The organism is Emticicia agri (genome assembly GCF_004168285.1).
Taxonomy (GTDB): domain Bacteria; phylum Bacteroidota; class Bacteroidia; order Cytophagales; family Spirosomataceae; genus Emticicia; species Emticicia agri.
The window spans coordinates 78145-97244 of sequence record NZ_SEWF01000013.1 but is presented as its reverse complement, the minus strand read 5'-3'; the positions used below and the strand labels follow the sequence as shown (position 1 = coordinate 97244).

General features: G+C 39.0%; 16 protein-coding genes. 6 read left to right on the top strand and 10 right to left on the bottom strand.

From position 1 onward, the window contains the following. Positions 1–56 precede the first annotated feature (56 nt). Entirely contained in the window at positions 57–1436 is a 1380-nt protein-coding gene (locus tag EWM59_RS11035) for a prenyltransferase/squalene oxidase repeat-containing protein (RefSeq protein ID WP_130021032.1), read from the top strand. Here EWM59_RS11035 and EWM59_RS11030 read toward each other — a convergent pair whose 3' ends face one another. After that, complete coding sequence (locus EWM59_RS11030) at positions 1437–2411, bottom strand: WD40/YVTN/BNR-like repeat-containing protein (RefSeq protein ID WP_130021031.1); 975 nt, start codon at positions 2409–2411, stop codon at positions 1437–1439. Between the two features lie 266 nt (positions 2412–2677). Here EWM59_RS11030 and EWM59_RS11025 point away from each other — a divergent pair, with 266 nt between their 5' ends. The 4 genes from EWM59_RS11025 (at position 2678) to EWM59_RS11010 (ending at position 9386) form a co-directional block, all read left to right on the top strand. After that, positions 2678–3997 (top strand): M14 family zinc carboxypeptidase, encoded by a 1320-nt coding sequence (locus tag EWM59_RS11025; RefSeq protein ID WP_130021030.1) that lies wholly within the window; start codon positions 2678–2680, stop codon positions 3995–3997. Beyond that, entirely contained in the window at positions 3981–5024 is a 1044-nt protein-coding gene (locus tag EWM59_RS11020) for a carboxypeptidase-like regulatory domain-containing protein (protein ID WP_130021029.1), read from the top strand. Before EWM59_RS11025 ends, EWM59_RS11020 begins: the two co-directional genes overlap by 17 nt. 36 nt (positions 5025–5060) lie before the next feature. Beyond that, positions 5061–7838, top strand: coding sequence for a family 78 glycoside hydrolase catalytic domain (locus EWM59_RS11015; protein ID WP_130021028.1), 2778 nt, complete (start codon positions 5061–5063; stop codon positions 7836–7838). A gap of 84 nt (positions 7839–7922) precedes the next feature. Further along, the gene (locus EWM59_RS11010) at positions 7923–9386 is read left to right on the top strand and encodes a UDP-N-acetylmuramoyl-L-alanyl-D-glutamate--2,6-diaminopimelate ligase (protein WP_130021027.1); all 1464 of its coding nucleotides are present in this window, start codon (positions 7923–7925) and stop codon (positions 9384–9386) included. A gap of 64 nt (positions 9387–9450) precedes the next feature. Here the strand turns inward: EWM59_RS11010 and EWM59_RS11005 are convergent, their stop codons facing one another. The 9 genes from EWM59_RS11005 to EWM59_RS10965 form a co-directional block, all read right to left on the bottom strand. Then, on the bottom strand, positions 9451–10065 hold the full coding sequence (locus EWM59_RS11005) for an OmpH/Skp family outer membrane protein (protein WP_130021026.1): 615 nt from the start codon (positions 10063–10065) through the stop codon (positions 9451–9453). Positions 10066–10179: 114 nt separating this feature from the next. Next, the gene (gene leuB, locus EWM59_RS11000; RefSeq protein WP_130021025.1) at positions 10180–11250 is read right to left on the bottom strand and encodes a 3-isopropylmalate dehydrogenase; all 1071 of its coding nucleotides are present in this window, start codon (positions 11248–11250) and stop codon (positions 10180–10182) included. Between the two features lie 64 nt (positions 11251–11314). Then, entirely contained in the window at positions 11315–11701 is a 387-nt protein-coding gene (locus EWM59_RS10995) for a GxxExxY protein (RefSeq protein WP_130021024.1), read from the bottom strand. A 32-nt stretch (positions 11702–11733) separates the two neighbouring features. Beyond that, positions 11734–13251 carry a hydroxymethylglutaryl-CoA lyase-like TIM-barrel protein gene (locus EWM59_RS10990; RefSeq protein WP_130021023.1) on the bottom strand — a complete coding sequence of 506 codons (1518 nt, stop codon included), beginning with the start codon at positions 13249–13251 and terminating at the stop codon, positions 11734–11736. A 51-nt stretch (positions 13252–13302) separates the two neighbouring features. Then, complete coding sequence (gene leuD / locus EWM59_RS10985) at positions 13303–13899, bottom strand: 3-isopropylmalate dehydratase small subunit (protein ID WP_130021022.1); 597 nt, start codon at positions 13897–13899, stop codon at positions 13303–13305. Between the two features lie 70 nt (positions 13900–13969). Further along, positions 13970–15370, bottom strand: coding sequence for a 3-isopropylmalate dehydratase large subunit (gene leuC, locus EWM59_RS10980; RefSeq protein WP_130021021.1), 1401 nt, complete (start codon positions 15368–15370; stop codon positions 13970–13972). 301 nt (positions 15371–15671) lie between these two features. Continuing rightward, positions 15672–16514, bottom strand: a complete 843-nt coding sequence (locus EWM59_RS10975) for a helix-turn-helix transcriptional regulator (RefSeq protein WP_130021020.1) — start codon at positions 16512–16514, stop codon at positions 15672–15674. 7 nt (positions 16515–16521) lie between these two features. Further along, entirely contained in the window at positions 16522–17277 is a 756-nt protein-coding gene (locus EWM59_RS10970; RefSeq protein WP_130021019.1) for an ABC transporter ATP-binding protein, read from the bottom strand. Between the two features lie 76 nt (positions 17278–17353). Beyond that, complete coding sequence (locus tag EWM59_RS10965; protein WP_130021018.1) at positions 17354–18085, bottom strand: MlaE family ABC transporter permease; 732 nt, start codon at positions 18083–18085, stop codon at positions 17354–17356. Positions 18086–18208: 123 nt separating this feature from the next. Here EWM59_RS10965 and EWM59_RS10960 point away from each other — a divergent pair, with 123 nt between their 5' ends. Next, on the top strand, positions 18209–18916 hold the full coding sequence (locus EWM59_RS10960; RefSeq protein WP_130021017.1) for an SDR family oxidoreductase: 708 nt from the start codon (positions 18209–18211) through the stop codon (positions 18914–18916). Positions 18917–19100 lie beyond the last annotated feature (184 nt).

Sequence of the window (19100 nt, the reverse complement as noted above, 5' to 3'; positions counted from 1 at the left end):
GTTATACAATTTTAAAATGCCTACTTTTGTTATCTGTTCTTAGCTGCCCGAATTGTATGCGTTATAAAGTATCCTTTCTTCTGTTTTTTATTCATTTTCATGTATTCTCTCAAACTATTCCGGCTGATTCTATACAGGCAGATATTGATGCAAGTTTACAATACCTGAGTGCCAAGCAATGCACACAAACCATTGCAGGAAAACAATATGCAGGCGAATGGGAAGCCCGAATGCGTATGGAGGGTTTTATCTTATTATTAGGCGGCAAGAGTAATTACCGGGATTCAAACTGCTTTACAATGGCCGGGATTCATAATATACTGGCTGAAATGTATCTGGCTGATACTTCCCGAAAAGAAATTCTGCCTATGCTCAGAAAGGTTTTTCCAGAAGTGTTGAGTTATGCTACCGACCAAAGATTTAATTTCTGGAAACAATTACCTCCTAACCGGGATTTGTTGTGGGGAGCGGAGCCGAATCCTGTACCTTTAGTCAGGCGACCTACTAATTTCCCATTGAAGCAACGATTTATTAATAAAGCTGCCAATGTAGAAAATGATGCCGACGATACATCTATGGGCAATCTGGCTATCTGGTATCAGCAAAAGATATTTGGTATTGATTCCTTAAAAACCATAAAGCCTGCTTTGTTCGACAGGTATATTGATAAAAACCGTAAAAACAGACATTGGTACAATTACCTCTATCATGGTTTCAAAAAATCAGGTGCTTACCTGACCTGGTTAGGGGAAGAAGAACAGTTTGATAACTGGAATATTACCAAAGCTGTGTGGCATAATCTGGTTTTTTATATTCCGTATAGTATATGCTTTCCGCAGGCTTATAAACCTTATATTCCCTGGGGAACAAATGATGTAGATGTAGTAGTAAATGCCAACGTACTGACTTACCTTGCTAAGAGTGGAATCACTCAGGCAAGCAAAGGCAGTAATGCAGCACACCAATTTATAGAAAAACACGCCAGACGTGGCAGATGGGCACGCATGGGCATTTATTATCCTAATCGCTTTCATTTTCATTATGCTGTAAGTCGGGCTTTTGCTGCAGGAGATACTGCTTTAGCCGGAACAGGAAAATATCTGCTTGATAACCTGACTAAAACCCAACAAACAGACGGCAGTTATAAAAGTGATAAAAAGGTAAATCAGCACGACCGGATACAATCTACGGCTTATGGGGTATTAAGTTTACTTTATCTGAAAGAGGCGGGTATGAATGTGCCGTCAGCATTAATTCATCAATCAATTAATTATCTGCGTTCTCAGAGAAGTTTTGATAATCAAGAAACTTACTGGCAGGGAGGTGTATTCTTTTCAGGAGGAACGGTGGTACGAAAAACACTTTTTTTTACTTCTGATGCTTATACAACGGCATTGGTAGCATTGGCCTTTCAGAAGTATGCGCAATTGAGATAATCAGAGATGATTCATAACCAGTTTAGTTCTGTCAGCTATTTTAATCAATAGAACAGTACGTGCACTGCCAATGGCAATGGCGGTATTATCAGAGGTAAAAACTGTTTCGTAGATATTAAAGGCTTTATTGAGTTTTACGCCATGCACCTGATAATTACCTGACTTATCGTCAACCACTATCTGCCCGTTTCCTGCCGAATAAATATCATACTTATTGCCTTCTACACGTCCCCAGATAAGCCCTGAGGTTGGTAATATTTTTTTCTCGCTATTGCTATAAATTCTGCCCATTTTGCCCATCCAGCCACCTGTTACTACATAATTGTCGGCATCTACAAACTGAATTTCATGAAAGATACTATTACCAATCTTGTTTTTAGGCTTCCATTTTTCTCCGTCTAATTCATACAAATGCGTTTTATTAAGCGTGTACATCAAGGCATATACCTTTTTATTGAAAGGGTTGTATTTGACACACCAGACCATTTTGAACGGATTAGAGTAGATTTTTTTCCAGGTAATCCCTCCGTCAATCGATTTTAGTATAAAGCCATTCGGAACAGTCTTTTTTGAATGAGCTATGGCCGAGCAACCTCCGCAGATATAAATTTCTGACTCGCTTACCACCACCATATTGTAGAAACAGGCATTTTCATAGCCTTTTACTTTAATGGTTTGCCAGTTTTTTGTTTGTAGGTTGTGTTTATAGATAATCCCCCTGTCCCCACAAGCAATTATGGTCTGTTCGTCAAATTTATCCAATTTATAAATATCTAACTGCTGACTTGGATAAGATATATTGGTAAGATTTCCCTCAGTATCAATAGATTTCAGGGTACCATATTTCCCGCCAATCCAGAACTTGTCTTCTACAGGGATAATATCATAGTAGGAAGAATCTGAATAGGAGATTCCTTGTTGAAGAACTTTAATAGCAACATCTTGTGCTTGAGAGTCAAAGCAAAAGAATATCATTAAAAAGCTTAATGCTATTTGAACGGCAAATTTCAAAAAAGGTAGAGGTCGGTTATATAGGGTCTGTTTTAGTGTTAATTGCAAAAATAGGCATACAACACGACTCTTCAAAGTGAGATATTAATTTTAATGGCTCTATTTATTTTAAGGTAAGAATATGAGAATATGTTTAGAATATATTCTTTCGGTCAGAAAAACAAAATTTAAACCTACTCTTACCAAAATAAGTCTATTTTTGTCTTTACACTCAATAAAATTCCAATTGTATGGTTCTTCTTCACAAACGCCTTACCTTTGTCATTATCGCTTATTTTATTTCATGTAGTATGTCTGGTTTTGCACAAACACAGGATTTTTCGAAAGCTTTATTTGCTCAATACGAAAATTATAAGGAAAAGGCTATCACTCATCGTCGTTTCAAACACAAAGACCTGATTCCATTAATTGAGAAATTACCTTTTGAAAAACAGGTAGCAGGAAAGTCGTTTGAAGAAAGAGCACTTTACCAGATAAAGTTAGGTACAGGAAACACCAAAGTCTTGCTGTGGTCGCAGATGCACGGCGATGAGCCTACCGCAACTATGGCATTGCTTGATATTTTTCGTTTCTTTCAGGCCAAAAATGATGGTTTTGATGAATTAAGACAAACCATTTTATCTAATACCACACTCTATTTTGTACCGATGCTGAACCCTGATGGCGCAGAACGTTACCAAAGACGCACGGCTACCGAAATAGACATGAACCGTGATGCCCTGCGATTTCAGACACCTGAAGGAGCCTTATTAAAGAAATTGCAGGATGAGTTAAAACCGGAGTTTTCGTTTAACCTTCATGATAAAAATACCCGTTATAGTGCAGGAAAAAGTGGTAAGCAAGCCACTGTTTCTTTCTTAGCTACGTCTTATGATTTTGACAGGAACTGGAACCCTGCCCGCACAAAGGCTATGCAGGTAATATGCGGCATGAGCGAGGCTTTGCAAAGTTTTATTCCCGGTCATTTAGGGCGTTGGAATGATGAACATGAACCCCGTGCTTTTGGAGACAACATAGCCAAATGGGGCAGTAGTCTGATACTGATTGAATCGGGCGGTTATAAAGATGATGTTGAAAAACAGTTTATCCGTAAACTGAATTTTGTGGCTATTCTGACAGGTTTACAAGCCATAGCAGAGCAATCATATACGCATTACCAATTGGCTACTTATGAAGCCTTGCCTAATAATGACCGCTATCTGTATGACCTGTTAATACGTAATGCCGAGTTTAATTATCATGGAAAAGCTGTGGTTAAAGACATCGCCATTGACCTGATTGAAAAAAACAATAAAAGTGCCACGGGTTTTACAATCAAGAGCGTTATTGAAGATATGGGCGACCTTTCTACTTTCTGGGGCATCAAGGAAATTGATGCTACCGGACTACAGGTAAAGCCCCTAGCCGATTTTCCCGAGTTAGTAAAGAAGTATGCGTTATCGAAAGAAGCTATTCAAGACAAAGAATTAAATCTCGATGAAAAAGCAAACTTTGTGTTGACAAAAGGCAACGAAGTTAAATATGTAATTCTGAATGGACAAATTAAATAATAGGGTTGATAAATATATACCCACAAGTTTTGGTTCTCAAACTTCCCCTCCTTTTTTAAGGAGGGGTGGCAATTTCTCTGACGCAGTCAGGAAATTGACGGGGTGGTTAAAAATCTATGAAGTATTTTTGAACCTATTTTACAGCCTTTTACAACCACCTCCCCCTAAAATAACCGATAAAAAATCGGCTATTTTAGGGTACTCCTCCTTTTTAAGGAGGAGAAATTGCTCAAGACAAACTTTTGAGTACACAGTTGCTCCTATTAGGAGAGAGTTAGAGACAGGATCTTTTAAATATATTACAATTTTCGCTTTATCCTTCCTATTAGCCAACACAACTGTTTTTGCTCAACAATCTTATGTATTAGGGCGAGCCATTGATAAAACTACCAAACAGCCTATTGCCTCTGCAACAGTGGTTAACAAAAACACCAAGCAGATTACCAAAACAAGCGAAAACGGGAATTTTTTAGTAAAAGCCTCCAAAGGTGACTCTATCAAGATTTCTTCAATTGGCTATAAAAATGCAGGTATAGAATGGGATGGCATGAATAAAGAGCCTGTTCTTGAACTCCCACAAGATGCCATTGTATTACCTGAATTTACTGTAAAAGACAAACGTTTAGAGGTAATCAGACAACAGATTGATGATTTATTAGCAGCACCCGAAGCCTCTACCAAACTTAAATGGAAAGATATTTCTAACCTGATTAATACCAATACTTCTTCGCCCGGCGGTGGCATTGGTATCTCAATAGATGGCTTATATCAGCTATTTAGCAAGGAAGGCAAAACCCGACGCAAACTGGAAGCCATGCAACAGGAAGACCTCCGTAAATTGTTAGTCGAATACCGGTATAGTGCTGAATATGTATCTTATGTAACCAAATTGAAGGGTCAGCAATTAAAAGACTTTATGAAATTCTGTAACTTGCCAGACAATTTTGTGCTGACTGCCAATGATTATGACCTCACCTTTGAAGTATTCAGATGTCTGGATGATTTCAAAAGTCGATTTAGATTTTAACAATTTCCAATACTATACACTCCTATTATTATACCCATGAAAAAACTTGTTTTTTCCCTTTTTGCTATTCTTGTTGTTAACCTTACTTATGCCCAGACCATTGAAAAACTCCGATGTGAATACTTCGATAATCCGTTAGGGCTTGATACCCAGAAACCCCGTTTATCCTGGCAAATGGTTTCGGGTACACGTGGTGCCAAACAAACGGCCTACCAGATATTAGTAGCTGATACCGAAGAAAACCTGAAAAAAGATAATGGCAATGTGTGGAATTCGGGTATGGTAAAATCAGACCAGTCTTTATGGATTACCTATGCCGGTAAGGCTTTGGAGTCTCGCAAGAGATATTTCTGGAAAGTAAAAGTCTGGAATGACAAAAACAAACCTACTGCCTACAGCCCTACATCGTGGTGGGAAATGGGACTTTTACAGCCAAGCGATTGGTCGGCACATTGGATTGGCAAAAAAGGAACAGAGGGCAAGCCTCCTAAAGCTGTTGAATTACAAAAGGAATTCTCATTAGCCAAAAGAGCCGTAAGGGCAAGAATATATGTAACGGGTTTAGGAGCTTATCATTTAATATTTAATGGTAAAAAAGTCGGACAAGATATTTTAACTCCCGGTTGGACGCATTACCTGAAAACGATTCATTATCAGACCTACGAAATTGATGGCGAAGACCTGACGATTGGCACCAATTTTATTACGGCTACTTTGGGTAATGGTTGGTGGAGTAGTGGCTTAGGCTGGGGTGGGGGTAAATTTGCTTACAGTGAAGGCCCTTGTCGTTTGTTGTTTCAGATGGAATTAGAGTTTTATGATGGCTCTCGCCAAACTGTTATCTCAGATGAGACCTGGAAAACCCGCCTTTCACCCATTGTTTCTAATTCACTGTACAATGGTGAGGTATATGACGGGCGATTGGAATATGGGAAAGACTGGGAGAATGCAACGATATTAGATGACGCTGAAAACAAAACTACTTTATTTGGTCCGAAACCCGAAGATAACCGTAATGATGAGGCAGAGACATTCAGCACAAAAAATACAAAATTGATTGCATCTGTAGTACCACAGATTCAGGTGATGCAGGAATTAAAAGCTGTTAAAATCACCGAGCCACGTAAAGGGCATTATGTTTTTGATTTTGGTCAGAATCTCGTTGGATTCACGCATTTAAAAGTAGAGGGTAAAGCAGGCAAGGAAGTAGAAATGAAATTTGCCGAGTTGCTAACAGATAAAGGTTTAGCCGACCAGGCCAATCTGCGAAGTATCAGACCTACTGACAAATATATTCTGAAAGGTTATGGCGTAGAAGAATGGGAGCCTAAATTTACTTATCATGGTTTCCGGTATTTAGAAGTAGAGGGTTTACCTAAAAAACCGGATGAAAATACATTGGTAGCCAAAGTGATTCATAACAACGTGCCATTTTCAGGAAGTTTTACTACTTCTAACGATTTGCTGAATAGTATTTACAAAAATATTACCTGGGGGCAACATGGCAATATGCACAGTGTACCTACAGACTGCCCACAAAGAGATGAGCGTTTAGGTTGGATGGGCGATGCACAGATATTTGCTCCTACTGCTTCTTATATCATGCAGATGAATGGATTCTTTGCTAAATGGGTGAGAGACATTGCCGATTCACAACATTCTTCGGGCTATGTATATGATGTAAATCCTAAAATTGTGGTAGGTGGGCCTTCGAAACCTGCCTGGGGCGATGCCATAGTGATTGTACCTTACCGCATGTATCAGTTTTATGGCGATAAACGCATCATTGAAGAGAATTATGAAGCCATGAAAAACTGGGTTGAATACATGAACAATCACCCGAATACTAAGATAGACGGCATCTATTATTTTCAGGCAGGCGATTTTTATGGCTATGGCGACTGGGTACCCGTAGAAAACTCTCCTACTAAACCTATTGGTGGCAGCTATCAGTTTTATTCAAATAAATTATTGGCCGAAATGGCAAAAGTAATTGGTAAAACTGCTGATTCTCAGAAATATACAGATGTAGCTCAGAAAGTGGCCGATAAATATAATGAGGTATATTTTGACCCACAAGGCAAAAGCTATGAAGGCAATACACAAGGCGCAAACCTGATACCTTTGAGTCTGGGAATTACAAAACCTGCCGATCGTTTGGCAGTAGCGCAGAATGTAGCAGCCAATGTAAGAGCTAAAAACGACCACTTAACCACCGGATTTCTCTCTACAGCAATGCTTTTACCAGCCCTGAGTGATGCCGGAGAACATGAATTAGCCTATAAAGTAGCTATACAAAAAACCTACCCAAGCTGGGGCTATATGATTGAAAAAGGTGCCACTACCATGTGGGAGTTGTGGAACTCTGACACCGAAAAGCCGGAGGGTATGAATTCCCGTAATCATTTTGCTTATGGCTCTATCGGTGAGTGGTTTTATTCTTATTTAGGAGGTATTAAACTTGACCCGTTAAGTGCCGGATTCAAGCATTTTATGATTGCGCCAATGCCTGTGGGAGATTTGAAATGGGTAGAAAGTAAATATGAATCAAGCTATGGCCCTATTGCCTCAGGTTGGAATTGGCAAGGCGCAAAGTTTGTATTAAAGGTAAGTATCCCTGCCAATGCCTCTGCCCAGATTCAATTGCCTTTATCAGGTAAAACTAATGCTATTGTTAAGGAATCTGAAAAGTTGATTTTATCAGGCAATAAAGCCTCTAAAGCCAAAATACCCGGTATTACTTTTGTAAAAATTGAGAATAATAAGGCCATTTTTGAGGTTTTAAGCGGAAATTATACATTTTCGGTGGAATAGAAATATTATTGATAGGCAAGAAGATAAATTTTATATGTAATATATTTGTTGGCAATTACCAACAAAATTATTCAAACAAATTCTATGATTCTAAGCGACATTTTATATAAAGTTCCTTTGCAGGCCGTTTCGGGCATAACCGATATTGAAATAGAGAATATTGTTTTTGATTCCCGTCAGGTAAAAAACGGAAGTCTGTTTGTAGCCATTGGTGGCACCCAGGTAGATGGGCATAATTTTATTGAAAAAGCGATAGAGCTGGGGGCAAAAACTATTCTTTGCGAACGATTACCGGAAGTATTACAGGAAAACATAACCTATCTGCAAGTAGAAAATTCGGCCCGGACAATGGGTTTACTGGCAGCTAATTTTTATGGAAATCCATCAAAAAAATTAAAATTGGTGGGCGTAACAGGTACTAATGGCAAAACCTCATCAGTTACCCTCCTATTCCGTTTATTCCGTAAATTAGGGTATCGCTGCGGGCTACTTTCTACCGTACAGAATCAGATTGATGACGAAATTATTCCTTCTACCCATACCACACCAGACTCGGTAAAAATCAATGAATTATTGCATGAAATGGTTCAGAAGGGTGCTACTTACTGTTTTATGGAGGTAAGTTCTCATTCGGTTGTACAGGAACGGATTGCAGGGCTTCATTTTGCAGGAGGTATATTTACCAATATTACCCACGATCACCTCGATTTCCACGAAACCTTTGATAATTATATCAGAGCCAAAAAAGGCTTTTTCGACCAGTTACCGGCCTCAGCATTTGCCCTTGTAAATACCGACGATAAAAACGGTAAAATCATGATTCAGAATACCGCTGCCCGAAAAGAATCGTATTCATTAAGAAATATTGGCAGTTTTAAGGGTAAAATACTGGCTTGTGGCTTATTTGGCTTACAGATGGATATTGATAACCGTGAGGTTTGGTTTAAACTCATTGGTGCTTTTAATGCCTATAATCTTCTGGGTGTATATGGTGCGGCTGTTCTTTTAGGCGAAAACCCTGACGAAGTACTGATGCAGTTGTCTGATATTCAACCTCCGGCAGGCAGATTTGAGCAGGTAGTTTCACAAAACCATATTGTAGGTATTGTAGATTATGCCCATACGCCTGATGCACTAAAAAATGTACTGGAAACCATCGTAGATTTACAGGAAGGAAACCAGCAGATTATAACCGTAGTGGGTTGTGGTGGCAACAGAGATGCGACTAAACGCCCGATTATGGCAGAGATTGCCTGTAAATTCAGCAATCGTGTATTTTTGACCTCTGATAACCCAAGGAACGAAGACCCGATGGTTATTCTCGGACAAATGGAAGCAGGTGTCTCTTCTATTTACATGAATAAAGTACAAACCATTGAAGACAGACATGAAGCGATATTTGAAGCGGTAAAAATAGCCCGTCCGCAAGACATTATATTAGTAGCTGGCAAGGGACATGAAACCTATCAGGAAATCAAAGGCGTAAAACATCATTTTGACGATAAAGAAGTACTACAGGAAGCCTTTGATGAAATCTGGAAGAAATAGAACTGAAAATGGGTGATTGATAGAGAATTCAATCACCCATTTTTATTTATACATGACTCAATACCTATGATTTTTTAGGCGCAGGTTTCTTTGCTGCCGGAGTTGATGCAGCAGGAGCCGGAGTTTGGGGTTTTGGTGGTGTGCTACCCATTTTTATTATAATAGCATCAGACAGGTTATCTCTACCGTTATCATTGGCGTATAATAATATGGGGGTCGATTCTCTGTTATTGGCATCTGCATTTCTTCTGAAAACAAACTTATACCCCTTTTCGGCCGCTACTTTTTTGGTAGCATCATCTACTTTAGCACGAATGTCATTATATTTGTTTCTTATAAGAGTCTGTAACTCTACATCGGCATTAGCCTGAAACTCGTCCGCTTCTTTTTTCAGATCTTGTACCTCTTTCAAAGCGGCATTTAATGACTCAGTAGTTACGTTTGCTATATTTTTTAGCGACTGCTGATAGAGCGCATATTTTTCCTGATACACTTGACCTTTCGCCTCCAATTGCTTGGTTAGTTCTTCTCTTTTAGTAGTTATTTCATTCTGTAAATCTTTTATTTCTTTCAGATTTATCATGACATAATCGTCATATACATAACCGAATTTAGGAGCCTGAGCAAATGAAAGCTGACTAATAAGAGCGACGATTAAAACAAGAAGTACCTTTTTCATTGGGGGTGTTTAAATAATTTTTTATCAAAATTAACTAATAAATCTGATGAAAAAAAGAACACGCCTTATACAAGTATCCGGCGTGTCTGATAAATAAGAAAACTATAGTAATGTTTAGATTCTCTTCAAAATCTCTTCGCCGATAGCATCTGTACCCAGAATCATGTCTTTTGGTGTAGAAGCATCTGCAATATCTCCGGTACGGAAACCTGCTTTTAACGTTTGTTCAACGGCCGAAATGATGGCTTCGCTTTCAGCTTTCAAGCCAAATGAAATATCTAACATCAAAGCGGCCGACAAAATCGATGCCATCGGATTAGCTAAGCCTTTGCCTGTAATATCATGTGCAGAACCATGAATAGGTTCATAAACGCCTGTGCTATCGCCTATTGATGCTGAAGCTAACATACCCATTGACCCGGCAATCTGAGAAGCCTCATCTGTTAATATGTCACCAAAAAGGTTAGCCGTAACTACTACATCAAATTGTCTTGGATTTTTGATTAGTAACATCGCTGCTGAATCAACAAACTGATGCTCAACCGTTACTTCCGGATATTCTTTGGCTACTTTCTGTACGGTTTCTCTCCACAAACGGCTGGTTTCCAATACGTTTGCTTTATCTACCGACATTACTTTTTTACCACGGGTCATAGCGGCATCAAAGGCTTTGCGGGCAATGCGTTCTACTTCGTAGCGGCTATATTCTGCAATATCATAGGCGGTATCTCCGTCGTTTTTACGACCTTTTTCGCCAAAATATATATCCCCTGTCAGTTCACGGAAAAACAGAATATCTGACCCTTTCAGAATTTCAGGTTTAATACTTGAAGCACCTAAAAGCTCATCAAATAATTTAATCGGGCGTAGATTGGCATACAAGCCTAATTCTTTACGCATTTTTAACAAACCTTGTTCCGGACGAACTTTAGCAGTTGGGTCATTGTCATATTTCGGGTGGCCGACGGCGCCAAAAAGTACGGCGTCAGAAGCACGCATTTTCACTAAGGTTTCTTCCGGTAGTGGGCTTCCTGTCGCTTCGATGGCTACATGACCAATCAGGGCTTCGTCATACGTAAATTCATGACCGAATTTTTCAGCGATTTTTTCTACTACTTTTTTTCCAACGGCTGTTACTTCCTGCCCAATACCGTCTCCGGGAACAACTAAGATATGTTTTTTCATTTATTTTGGTTTATTGAATTTAACCACGGAGTAACACCGAGTTTTGCACGATGTTTCACGGAGTTTATAATACGAATCTTTTTATTCCTTCTTTTAAACTTACTGTGTTAAAATTCATCAGATAGCCTAACTTATACTTACCTAACCTCATATAGGTTAAAACCTGTGCTCGGTGAATATCACTAATAGCTTCTACTGATTTTATTTCTAATACAATTTGACTTTCAACTAAAATATCAATTCTATACCCACATTCTAATTTCACTTCCTCAAAAATCAATGGCATTGGCTTCTCTTTTTCGGCTATAATACCTGATTGAAATAACTTATAAAACAAGCATTCTTTATAAGCACTTTCCAAAAGCCCAGGTCCCAAAGCAGTATGAACCTCGTAAGATGCTTTTAATATCTTACCCGATAAATCATTCAACTCCGTGTAACTCAGTGCCATACTTAGTGAAACTCCGTGGTTAAAACTCTATTTTAAAACTGAATCAAATTGAGCATTTTTTGGGTCGCTTTGATGGCTGAAACCGTCTGGTCTGAATCTAAGCCCCGGGTTTTGAACTCTTTATTATTATGTGCCCACGTAATGATTGTTTCACAAAGCGCATCTGTCTTACCACCGGGCGGAATCCGTACGGCATAATCGGTCAGCATCGGGAGAATTACTTTCTTTTTAGCATAAATCTTCTTTAGTGCATTCATAAAAGCATCATATTGCCCATCACCCTGTGCATTTTCCTCAAAAATATGCCCATCAATTTTAACCATTAAAGTAGTAGATGGACGAAGATTTTTTGAGTGAGTCAATACATAATTAAGTACTTCTACCCTCTCTTCAATAGCATTAGAATCTAAGACATCGGATATAATATAAGGTAAGTCTTCTTTGGTAACTACCTCTTTTCTATCTCCTAATTCAATAATGCGTTGCGTAACTTTCTTTAAGTCGGCCTGAGAGAGTATAATACCTAATTCCTGCAGATTCTTTTCAATATTAGCTTTACCCGAAGTTTTACCTAAAGCATATTTACGCTTACGCCCGAAACGTTCAGGCATCAAATCATTGAAGTAGAGATTGTTTTTGTTGTCTCCATCTGCATGAATACCAGCCGTTTGAGTAAATACGTTCTCCCCTACTACCGGTTTATTGACAGGCACACCAAAACCAGAAAAAGTCTCTACAATTTTACTGATTGAATACAGCGATTCTTCAACCACAGAGGTTTTTATCTCAGGGAAAAAGTCATTCAGTACAGCAATCGTACTGGCTAAAGGCGCATTGCCCGCTCTTTCGCCCATCCCATTGACAGTCAGATGTAATCCTTTTGCACCTGCTTTAATGGCTTCCATTACATTGGCTACGCTTAAATCATAGTCGTTATGTGCATGAAAATCAAAATGCGTATTGGGGTAACGCTGAACAATCGCATGTATAAAATCGTAAGATTCTTTTGGCGTCAATACACCCAGCGTATCAGGTAAAAGTACACGTTTAACAGGCTGTTGGGTAAGAAAATCAAGGTATTGAAATACATAGTCAGACGAATTTCTCATGCCATTGCTCCAATCTTCCAGGTAAACATTACATTGTATATCGTTTGATTGAGCCAAAGCAATTACCTGAGTAATTTCTTCAAAATGCTGTTCGGGCGTTTTTTTTAACTGATGGGTCAAATGATTCAAAGAGCCTTTGGTAAGCAGGTTCATCACTTTCGCCCCTGCTTCCAGCATCCATTTTACAGAAGTATCTCCATCAACAAAAGTGAGTACTTCTATTTTATCCAATAGTCCATTTTCCGCTGCCCATGAAGTAATTTTTTTCACCGCCTGAAACTCACCGTCAGATACCCTTGCAGAAGCCACCTCCAATCGGTCAACTTTTACTTCTGTCAGCAATATCTGCGCAATGGTCAGTTTCTCACTGGAAGAAAAAGACACTCCGCTGGTCTGTTCGCCATCACGGAGTGTTGTATCCATTATTTCTATATATCTCATTTTGCTGGTGCTTAAAGCAGTGGTTTTGTTGTCTCTTTTATCGTTAGCTGATTAATAGAGACTTTCCTCAGCAAATGTTTTTATCTCGCTTTTCATGGCTTGCAGATAATCAATATCATCAAAGCCATTCATCATATTATGCTTTTTGTACCCGTTGATAGCAAAGCTTTCTTTTTCGCCTGTTGCCAGGATAGTAATGGTTTGCTCCGGTAAACTTACTTCCAATTCTGCTTTAGGGTCAGCTTCTATGGCCTTGAAGATTTTGTCCAGAAACTCAGGACTTACCTGCACAGGCAATAAACCAATGTTAATAGAATTTCCTTTAAAAATATCAGCAAAGAAACTGGATACCACACAACGGAAACCGTAGTCGTAGATTGCCCAGGCAGCATGCTCACGGCTTGAACCACTTCCGAAGTTACGGCCACCTACCAATATTTTACCTGAATAAATAGGATTATTTAATACGAAATCCTGTTTTGGCGTATCGTCACCATTATAACGCCAGTCTCTGAATAAGTTATCGCCAAAGCCTTCACGTTTGGTTGCTTTCAAGAAACGTGCAGGGATAATCTGGTCAGTATCTACGTTTTCGATAGGCATAGGTACTGCTGTGCTTGTAAGCACTGTAAATTTATCGTAAGCCATTTGTCGTAATATTTTTGAGCTCAAGGCAAAGTTTGCTTTGCACTCTGTCTTGAGCGAATGGGTGTTAATGTTAGATTAAATCTCTTGGGTCGGTTACTTTACCTGTTACAGCAGCCGCGGCAGCCACTAATGGACTTGCCAAAAGCGTACGTGCGCCCGGCCCCTGACGGCCTTCGAAGTTACGGTTTGAGGTAGATACTGCATATTTACCTGCAGGAATCTTGTCGTCATTCATGGCCAAACAAGCTGAGCAACCCGGCTGACGTAATTCAAATCCGGCATCGTTCAGAATATCCAAAATACCTTCTTCTTTGATTTGCGATTCTACGATGTGCGAACCCGGCACTAACCATGCCGTTACGTTAGCTGCCTTTTTACGTCCTTTTACAATAGAAGCAAAAGCACGGAAATCTTCGATACGACCATTGGTACAGCTTCCTAAGAAAACGTAGTCGATTGGTTTACCCACTATCTGCTCGTTTTCTGTAAAGCCCATATAACCCAACGATTTTTTGTAGCTCGCTTCACCATCTTTTACCTGATTAGCCAAAGGAATATTCTGAGAAATACCTGTGCCTAAACCCGGGTTTGTACCATAAGTAATTTGGGGCTCAATATCAGCTGCATCAAATGTATATTCTATATCAAATGTTGCTCCTTCTTCGGTTGGTAAGGTTTTCCAGTAAGCGACTGCTTTGTCCCAAGCCTCACCTTTTGGTGCTAACTCTCTACCTTTCAGATAAGCGAAAGTCGTTTCGTCAGGAGCAATCATACCGCCTCTGGCACCCATTTCGATAGACATATTACAAACCGTCATGCGACCTTCCATTGACATATTTCTGAAAACCTCTCCAGCATATTCTACAAAGTATCCTGTTGCACCTGCAGCAGATAGCTGAGAAATAATATAGAGCGTTACGTCTTTCGGCATCACGGCCGCACCTAATTTGCCATTGATGGTTACACGCATTTTCTTAGGTTTAGGCTGCATGATACATTGCGACGAAAGTACCATTTCTACCTCTGATGTACCAATACCAAAGGCAATCGCACCAAAAGCACCATGTGTTGACGTATGAGAGTCGCCACATACGATTGTCATACCCGGTTGCGTAATACCGTTTTCTGGCCCTACTACGTGTACAATACCGTTTTTTGCATGCCCTAAACCCCAGTGAGAAATACCGTATTTTGCGGTGTTTGTTTCCAATGCTTTTAACTGGTTAGCTGAAAGCGGGTCTGCTACCGGAAGGTGTTGGTTAATTGTAGGTGTATTATGATCGGCTGTAGCAAATGTACGTTCAGGGAACAATACATTGATTCCTCTGGTTTCGAGGCCAAGAAAAGCTACGGGGCTGGTTACTTCATGAATAAAGTGACGGTCAATAAATAACACATCCGGGCCGTCTTCGATTTTACGAACAACGTGCGAGTCCCATACTTTGTCGAATAGTGATTTTGGTGTTGACATTTTATATTTAAGCGTTTTTTTCTTTTAATTCATTATTCCATTCTTATAAGTAAGTAATAATAATATTTTACCACAGAGTTTCACTGAGTTTTGCACGGAGTTTCACGGTGGATTCTACTAAAAACTCTGTGAAACTCCCTGAATTTAACCGAGCGTCGGTCGCTTTGTGCAACTCCGTGGTTTAAAATATTAATAACAATTAATATTTTCTCTTTGCTTATAAGGAATTGAACAATACAAAATTGAATAGAATATCTCAATAAGGATTAACGAAATACGCCCAAAAAATAGTGTTTTTAGTTCATTTGTTTTTCTTGGGCGTAAAACCGTATTTTTCTTTAAATGCTTTGATGAAGTGAGAAACGCTCTCGTAGCCTATTTCAAGGCTGATTTCAGAGACGTTTTTAGACGTGTTTTGTAGGAGAAAAGAGGCATATTCCAGCCGTTTGTTTTTTATCCATGACGCAGGAGAGGCATGAAATTGCTGTTCGAAATCTCTTTTGAATACAGAAAGACTTCTGCCAGAGATACGGGCTAATTCTTCAATAGATAATGGTTTCAGGTAATAGGTTTCTAAAAGATACCCTAAATCTATTTTTTGCCCTTGATATATCTTGAATAATGTTCTTTTGAACTGATTGCTGCGGTCAAGTTCGAGTAGATGCAGCATTAATTCTGTGAATTTCAGTTTTAGAAACTGATTCATCAGGTTAGTTCTGGCACTAAAGAAAGGAATCAAAGAATCGACGAATTTGTCAAAATTTTCGGTGCTTTCTAAACTTAATATCTGTTCAAAAGCACCTTCGTTTGAATCTTCAAATAGAGAGAGGTTCTGGGCAACAAATTCTTTTAAAAGGCTTTCGGGGAAGAAAAAAACAAGGCTTCGGTAATTGGTATCAATCGATTCATTCATCGAATAACAACCCCGCTGAAAGAAAAGAATCTGACCTTTTTGTACATGAATATCTTGTGTTGGAGAGATAAATTTTTTCTCCCCTTCTAATACATAAACAATGGCGTGTTCTTCAAAAAAGATTTCGTTGCGAGACGGATAGACATTGTTTCGATAGGCCACGAATGTCATATCCTGAATCTTTAATGATTCAAATTCATTAGAACTTATGGAAGATGGAACCCGAAGCATGGCATGGTTAGCGTTTTTCGCCTCTCATTTTCATTAGCGCTTTATTGGAAAAAACAAACTCTTCTAATTCAGGCACATTAGTATCCAGAATTGTCTGGCTATTGCCTTCCCATACTTTCTTACCTTTGTACAGAAACATGATATAATCACCAATTGAGAGCACTGAGTTCATATCATGCGTAATAATGACAGTAGTAGTGCTATATTCTTCTGTAATTTCTTTAATCAATTCGTCGATTTTAATAGAGGTAAGCGGGTCGAGGCCGGAGTTTGGCTCATCACAAAACAGGTATTTAGGGTTCATCACAATAGCCCTTGCAATACCTACCCGTTTTTTCATCCCGCCCGATATTTCAGAAGGCATCCGGTTGCCTGTTCCTTCCAACCCTACACGTTGCAAACAGAATTCTACCCGGTCTCGTTTTTCACTTTCCGGCATTTCGGTGAGCATATCCAACGGAAACTGCACATTCTGATGTACCGTCTGCGAGTCAAATAAGGCTCCTCCCTGAAATAATACACCCATTTCACGGCGGATAGTTTTCTTTTCTTCTTCTTCGCCTATATAAAAATCACGACCATCGTAGAGGGTAGCTCCATGTTCGGGACGTACCAAATCAAGCATACATTTTAAAAGTACACTTTTTCCGGTACCACTTGCGCCGATTACAAGGCTTGTCTGACCTTTTTTAAATACGCCACTAACATTATCTAATATTTTACGGTCGTTGAAAGATTTCGAAATGTGTTTAATTTCTATCATATTTTCTTAATCCTGTATGCAGGCTGTAAGGAATTGAAGCTACTTTTTGTGATTTACTTATCAGAAAACCTTTTTTCTATGTTAATAACTCTGCCAATAAATAATCGGCTATTAAAACAGCTATACAACTATTGGTTACAGCAGAGGTACTCGCCTGCCCTACTTCTAATGCTCCACCACTTGTGTAATATCCTTTAAACGCCGAGATAGTAGAAATAAGAAACCCGAATACAAAGGCTTTGATAATAGCAATAAAAACGTTGAACGGAATAAAAGAGTATCGGATACCATAAATATAATCTTCAGGGGTGATAATACCTGTTAAAGTACCTGCTAAATATCCTCCTAAAATACCTAAGAACCCAGAGATAATGGCCAATAAAGGAAAAGTGAAAATCGAAGCTAATAGTTTAGGTAATACTAAATAAGAAGCCGAATTAATACCCATTACTTCCAGCGCATCAATCTGCTCGGTTATTTTCATGGTTCCTAACTCCCCTGCAATATTAGACCCTACTTTTCCGGCCAATACTACACACATAAAGGTTGAAGAAAGTTCAAGAAGTGTCATATCCCGCACGATATTACTTACTATATATACTGGTACTAATGGACTTACCAGGTTGGCCCGGGTTTGTACACAGGTTACGGCACCGATAAAGACTGCCACTATAGCCACAATAAAAATAGAGCTGGTACCCACATTTAAGCACTCGTCTAAAAACCTATTCCAATATACTTTGAATGTTTCTCGTCTGGTAAATAGCTTTCCCAGAAATATTAAATACCTTCCTACAACAGATAACATAATTTTAAGCTAAGTTTTTAACGATATTTGCAAAGATAAACAATTGTTTAATAACGCATTTTAGTTGGTGAATTTATATTCAAAAACCAATCCAATCACAAAAAATACTTAATTAATCAGAAAATGAGCCAGAAATTAATAGTTGTTACCGGAGGTACCAGAGGAATTGGCAGAGCAATTATTGAAATATTTGCCAAAAATGGCTTTGATGTAGTCGCATCAGCCCGAAAAAGAAAAGATTTGAATGAATTGCAAAATTTTATCAACACCGAATATAAAGTTAAATGTTTTACTTATGCCGCTGATTTAGCTAAGAAAGAACAGGTAATGGGCTTGGCCGGTTTTATTGAATCACTTAACCGACCTGTTGATATTTTAGTTAACAATGCAGGAAACTTTATTCCCGGAAATATCTATGAGGAAGAAGATGGTGTATTAGAAAATCTTATTGAAACCAATCTGTATAGTGCTTATCATCTCACCCGAGGTTTAGTAAAAGGTATGATTGCCCAAAAAAGCGGACATATATTTAATATGTGTTCGGTAGCAAGTCTGATGGCTTACCCGAATGGAGGCTCTTATAGTATTTCTAAATTTGCTTTATTGGGGTTTAGCAAATGCCTTCGGGAAGAAATGAAACCTTTTAATATCAAGGTAACTTCCATTATGCCGGGAGCGGTATTGACTGATAGTTGGGCAGGCGTGGATATTCCGACAGAGCGGTTTATGAGCGCTGACGACGTAGCTAAAACTATCTGGATGGCTTATCATTTATCAGATAGTGCTGTGATTGAGGAGATTGTGATGCGTCCGCAAAGGGGGGATATATAATTGTAAATGACAAAAGCCAGTTTTAGCTGGCTTTTGTCTATATTTTTCGAGAGTGACAGCGAATAAAATTCGCCGCCTAAGATAACAAAGCGGCCGCCGCGCGGGTATTTTCTATATACATTGCCGGACTTTAAGTCCGGCTCAAATATGTAATTTATTCCATTGTTGTTTTAGCCACCGCTTC

What these genes read in the sequence shown, in the direction of transcription:
- EWM59_RS11020 (WP_130021029.1), top strand. Translation starts at nt 3,981, where the DNA reads ATGGACAAATTAAATAATAGGGTTGATAAATATATACCCACAAGTTTT.
- EWM59_RS11025 (WP_130021030.1), top strand. Translation starts at nt 2,678, where the DNA reads ATGGTTCTTCTTCACAAACGCCTTACCTTTGTCATTATCGCTTATTTT.
- EWM59_RS11015 (WP_130021028.1), top strand. Translation starts at nt 5,061, where the DNA reads ATGAAAAAACTTGTTTTTTCCCTTTTTGCTATTCTTGTTGTTAACCTT.
- EWM59_RS11030 (WP_130021031.1), bottom strand. Translation starts at nt 2,411, where the DNA reads ATGATATTCTTTTGCTTTGACTCTCAAGCACAAGATGTTGCTATTAAA.
- EWM59_RS10990 (WP_130021023.1), bottom strand. Translation starts at nt 13,251, where the DNA reads ATGAGATATATAGAAATAATGGATACAACACTCCGTGATGGCGAACAG.
- EWM59_RS10965 (WP_130021018.1), bottom strand. Translation starts at nt 18,085, where the DNA reads ATGTTATCTGTTGTAGGAAGGTATTTAATATTTCTGGGAAAGCTATTT.
- EWM59_RS10960 (WP_130021017.1), top strand. Translation starts at nt 18,209, where the DNA reads ATGAGCCAGAAATTAATAGTTGTTACCGGAGGTACCAGAGGAATTGGC.
- EWM59_RS10970 (WP_130021019.1), bottom strand. Translation starts at nt 17,277, where the DNA reads ATGATAGAAATTAAACACATTTCGAAATCTTTCAACGACCGTAAAATA.
- leuD (WP_130021022.1), bottom strand. Translation starts at nt 13,899, where the DNA reads ATGGCTTACGATAAATTTACAGTGCTTACAAGCACAGCAGTACCTATG.
- leuC (WP_130021021.1), bottom strand. Translation starts at nt 15,370, where the DNA reads ATGTCAACACCAAAATCACTATTCGACAAAGTATGGGACTCGCACGTT.
- EWM59_RS11035 (WP_130021032.1), top strand. Translation starts at nt 57, where the DNA reads ATGCGTTATAAAGTATCCTTTCTTCTGTTTTTTATTCATTTTCATGTA.
- leuB (WP_130021025.1), bottom strand. Translation starts at nt 11,250, where the DNA reads ATGAAAAAACATATCTTAGTTGTTCCCGGAGACGGTATTGGGCAGGAA.
- EWM59_RS11005 (WP_130021026.1), bottom strand. Translation starts at nt 10,065, where the DNA reads ATGAAAAAGGTACTTCTTGTTTTAATCGTCGCTCTTATTAGTCAGCTT.
- EWM59_RS10975 (WP_130021020.1), bottom strand. Translation starts at nt 16,514, where the DNA reads ATGCTTCGGGTTCCATCTTCCATAAGTTCTAATGAATTTGAATCATTA.
- EWM59_RS11010 (WP_130021027.1), top strand. Translation starts at nt 7,923, where the DNA reads ATGATTCTAAGCGACATTTTATATAAAGTTCCTTTGCAGGCCGTTTCG.
- EWM59_RS10995 (WP_130021024.1), bottom strand. Translation starts at nt 11,701, where the DNA reads ATGGCACTGAGTTACACGGAGTTGAATGATTTATCGGGTAAGATATTA.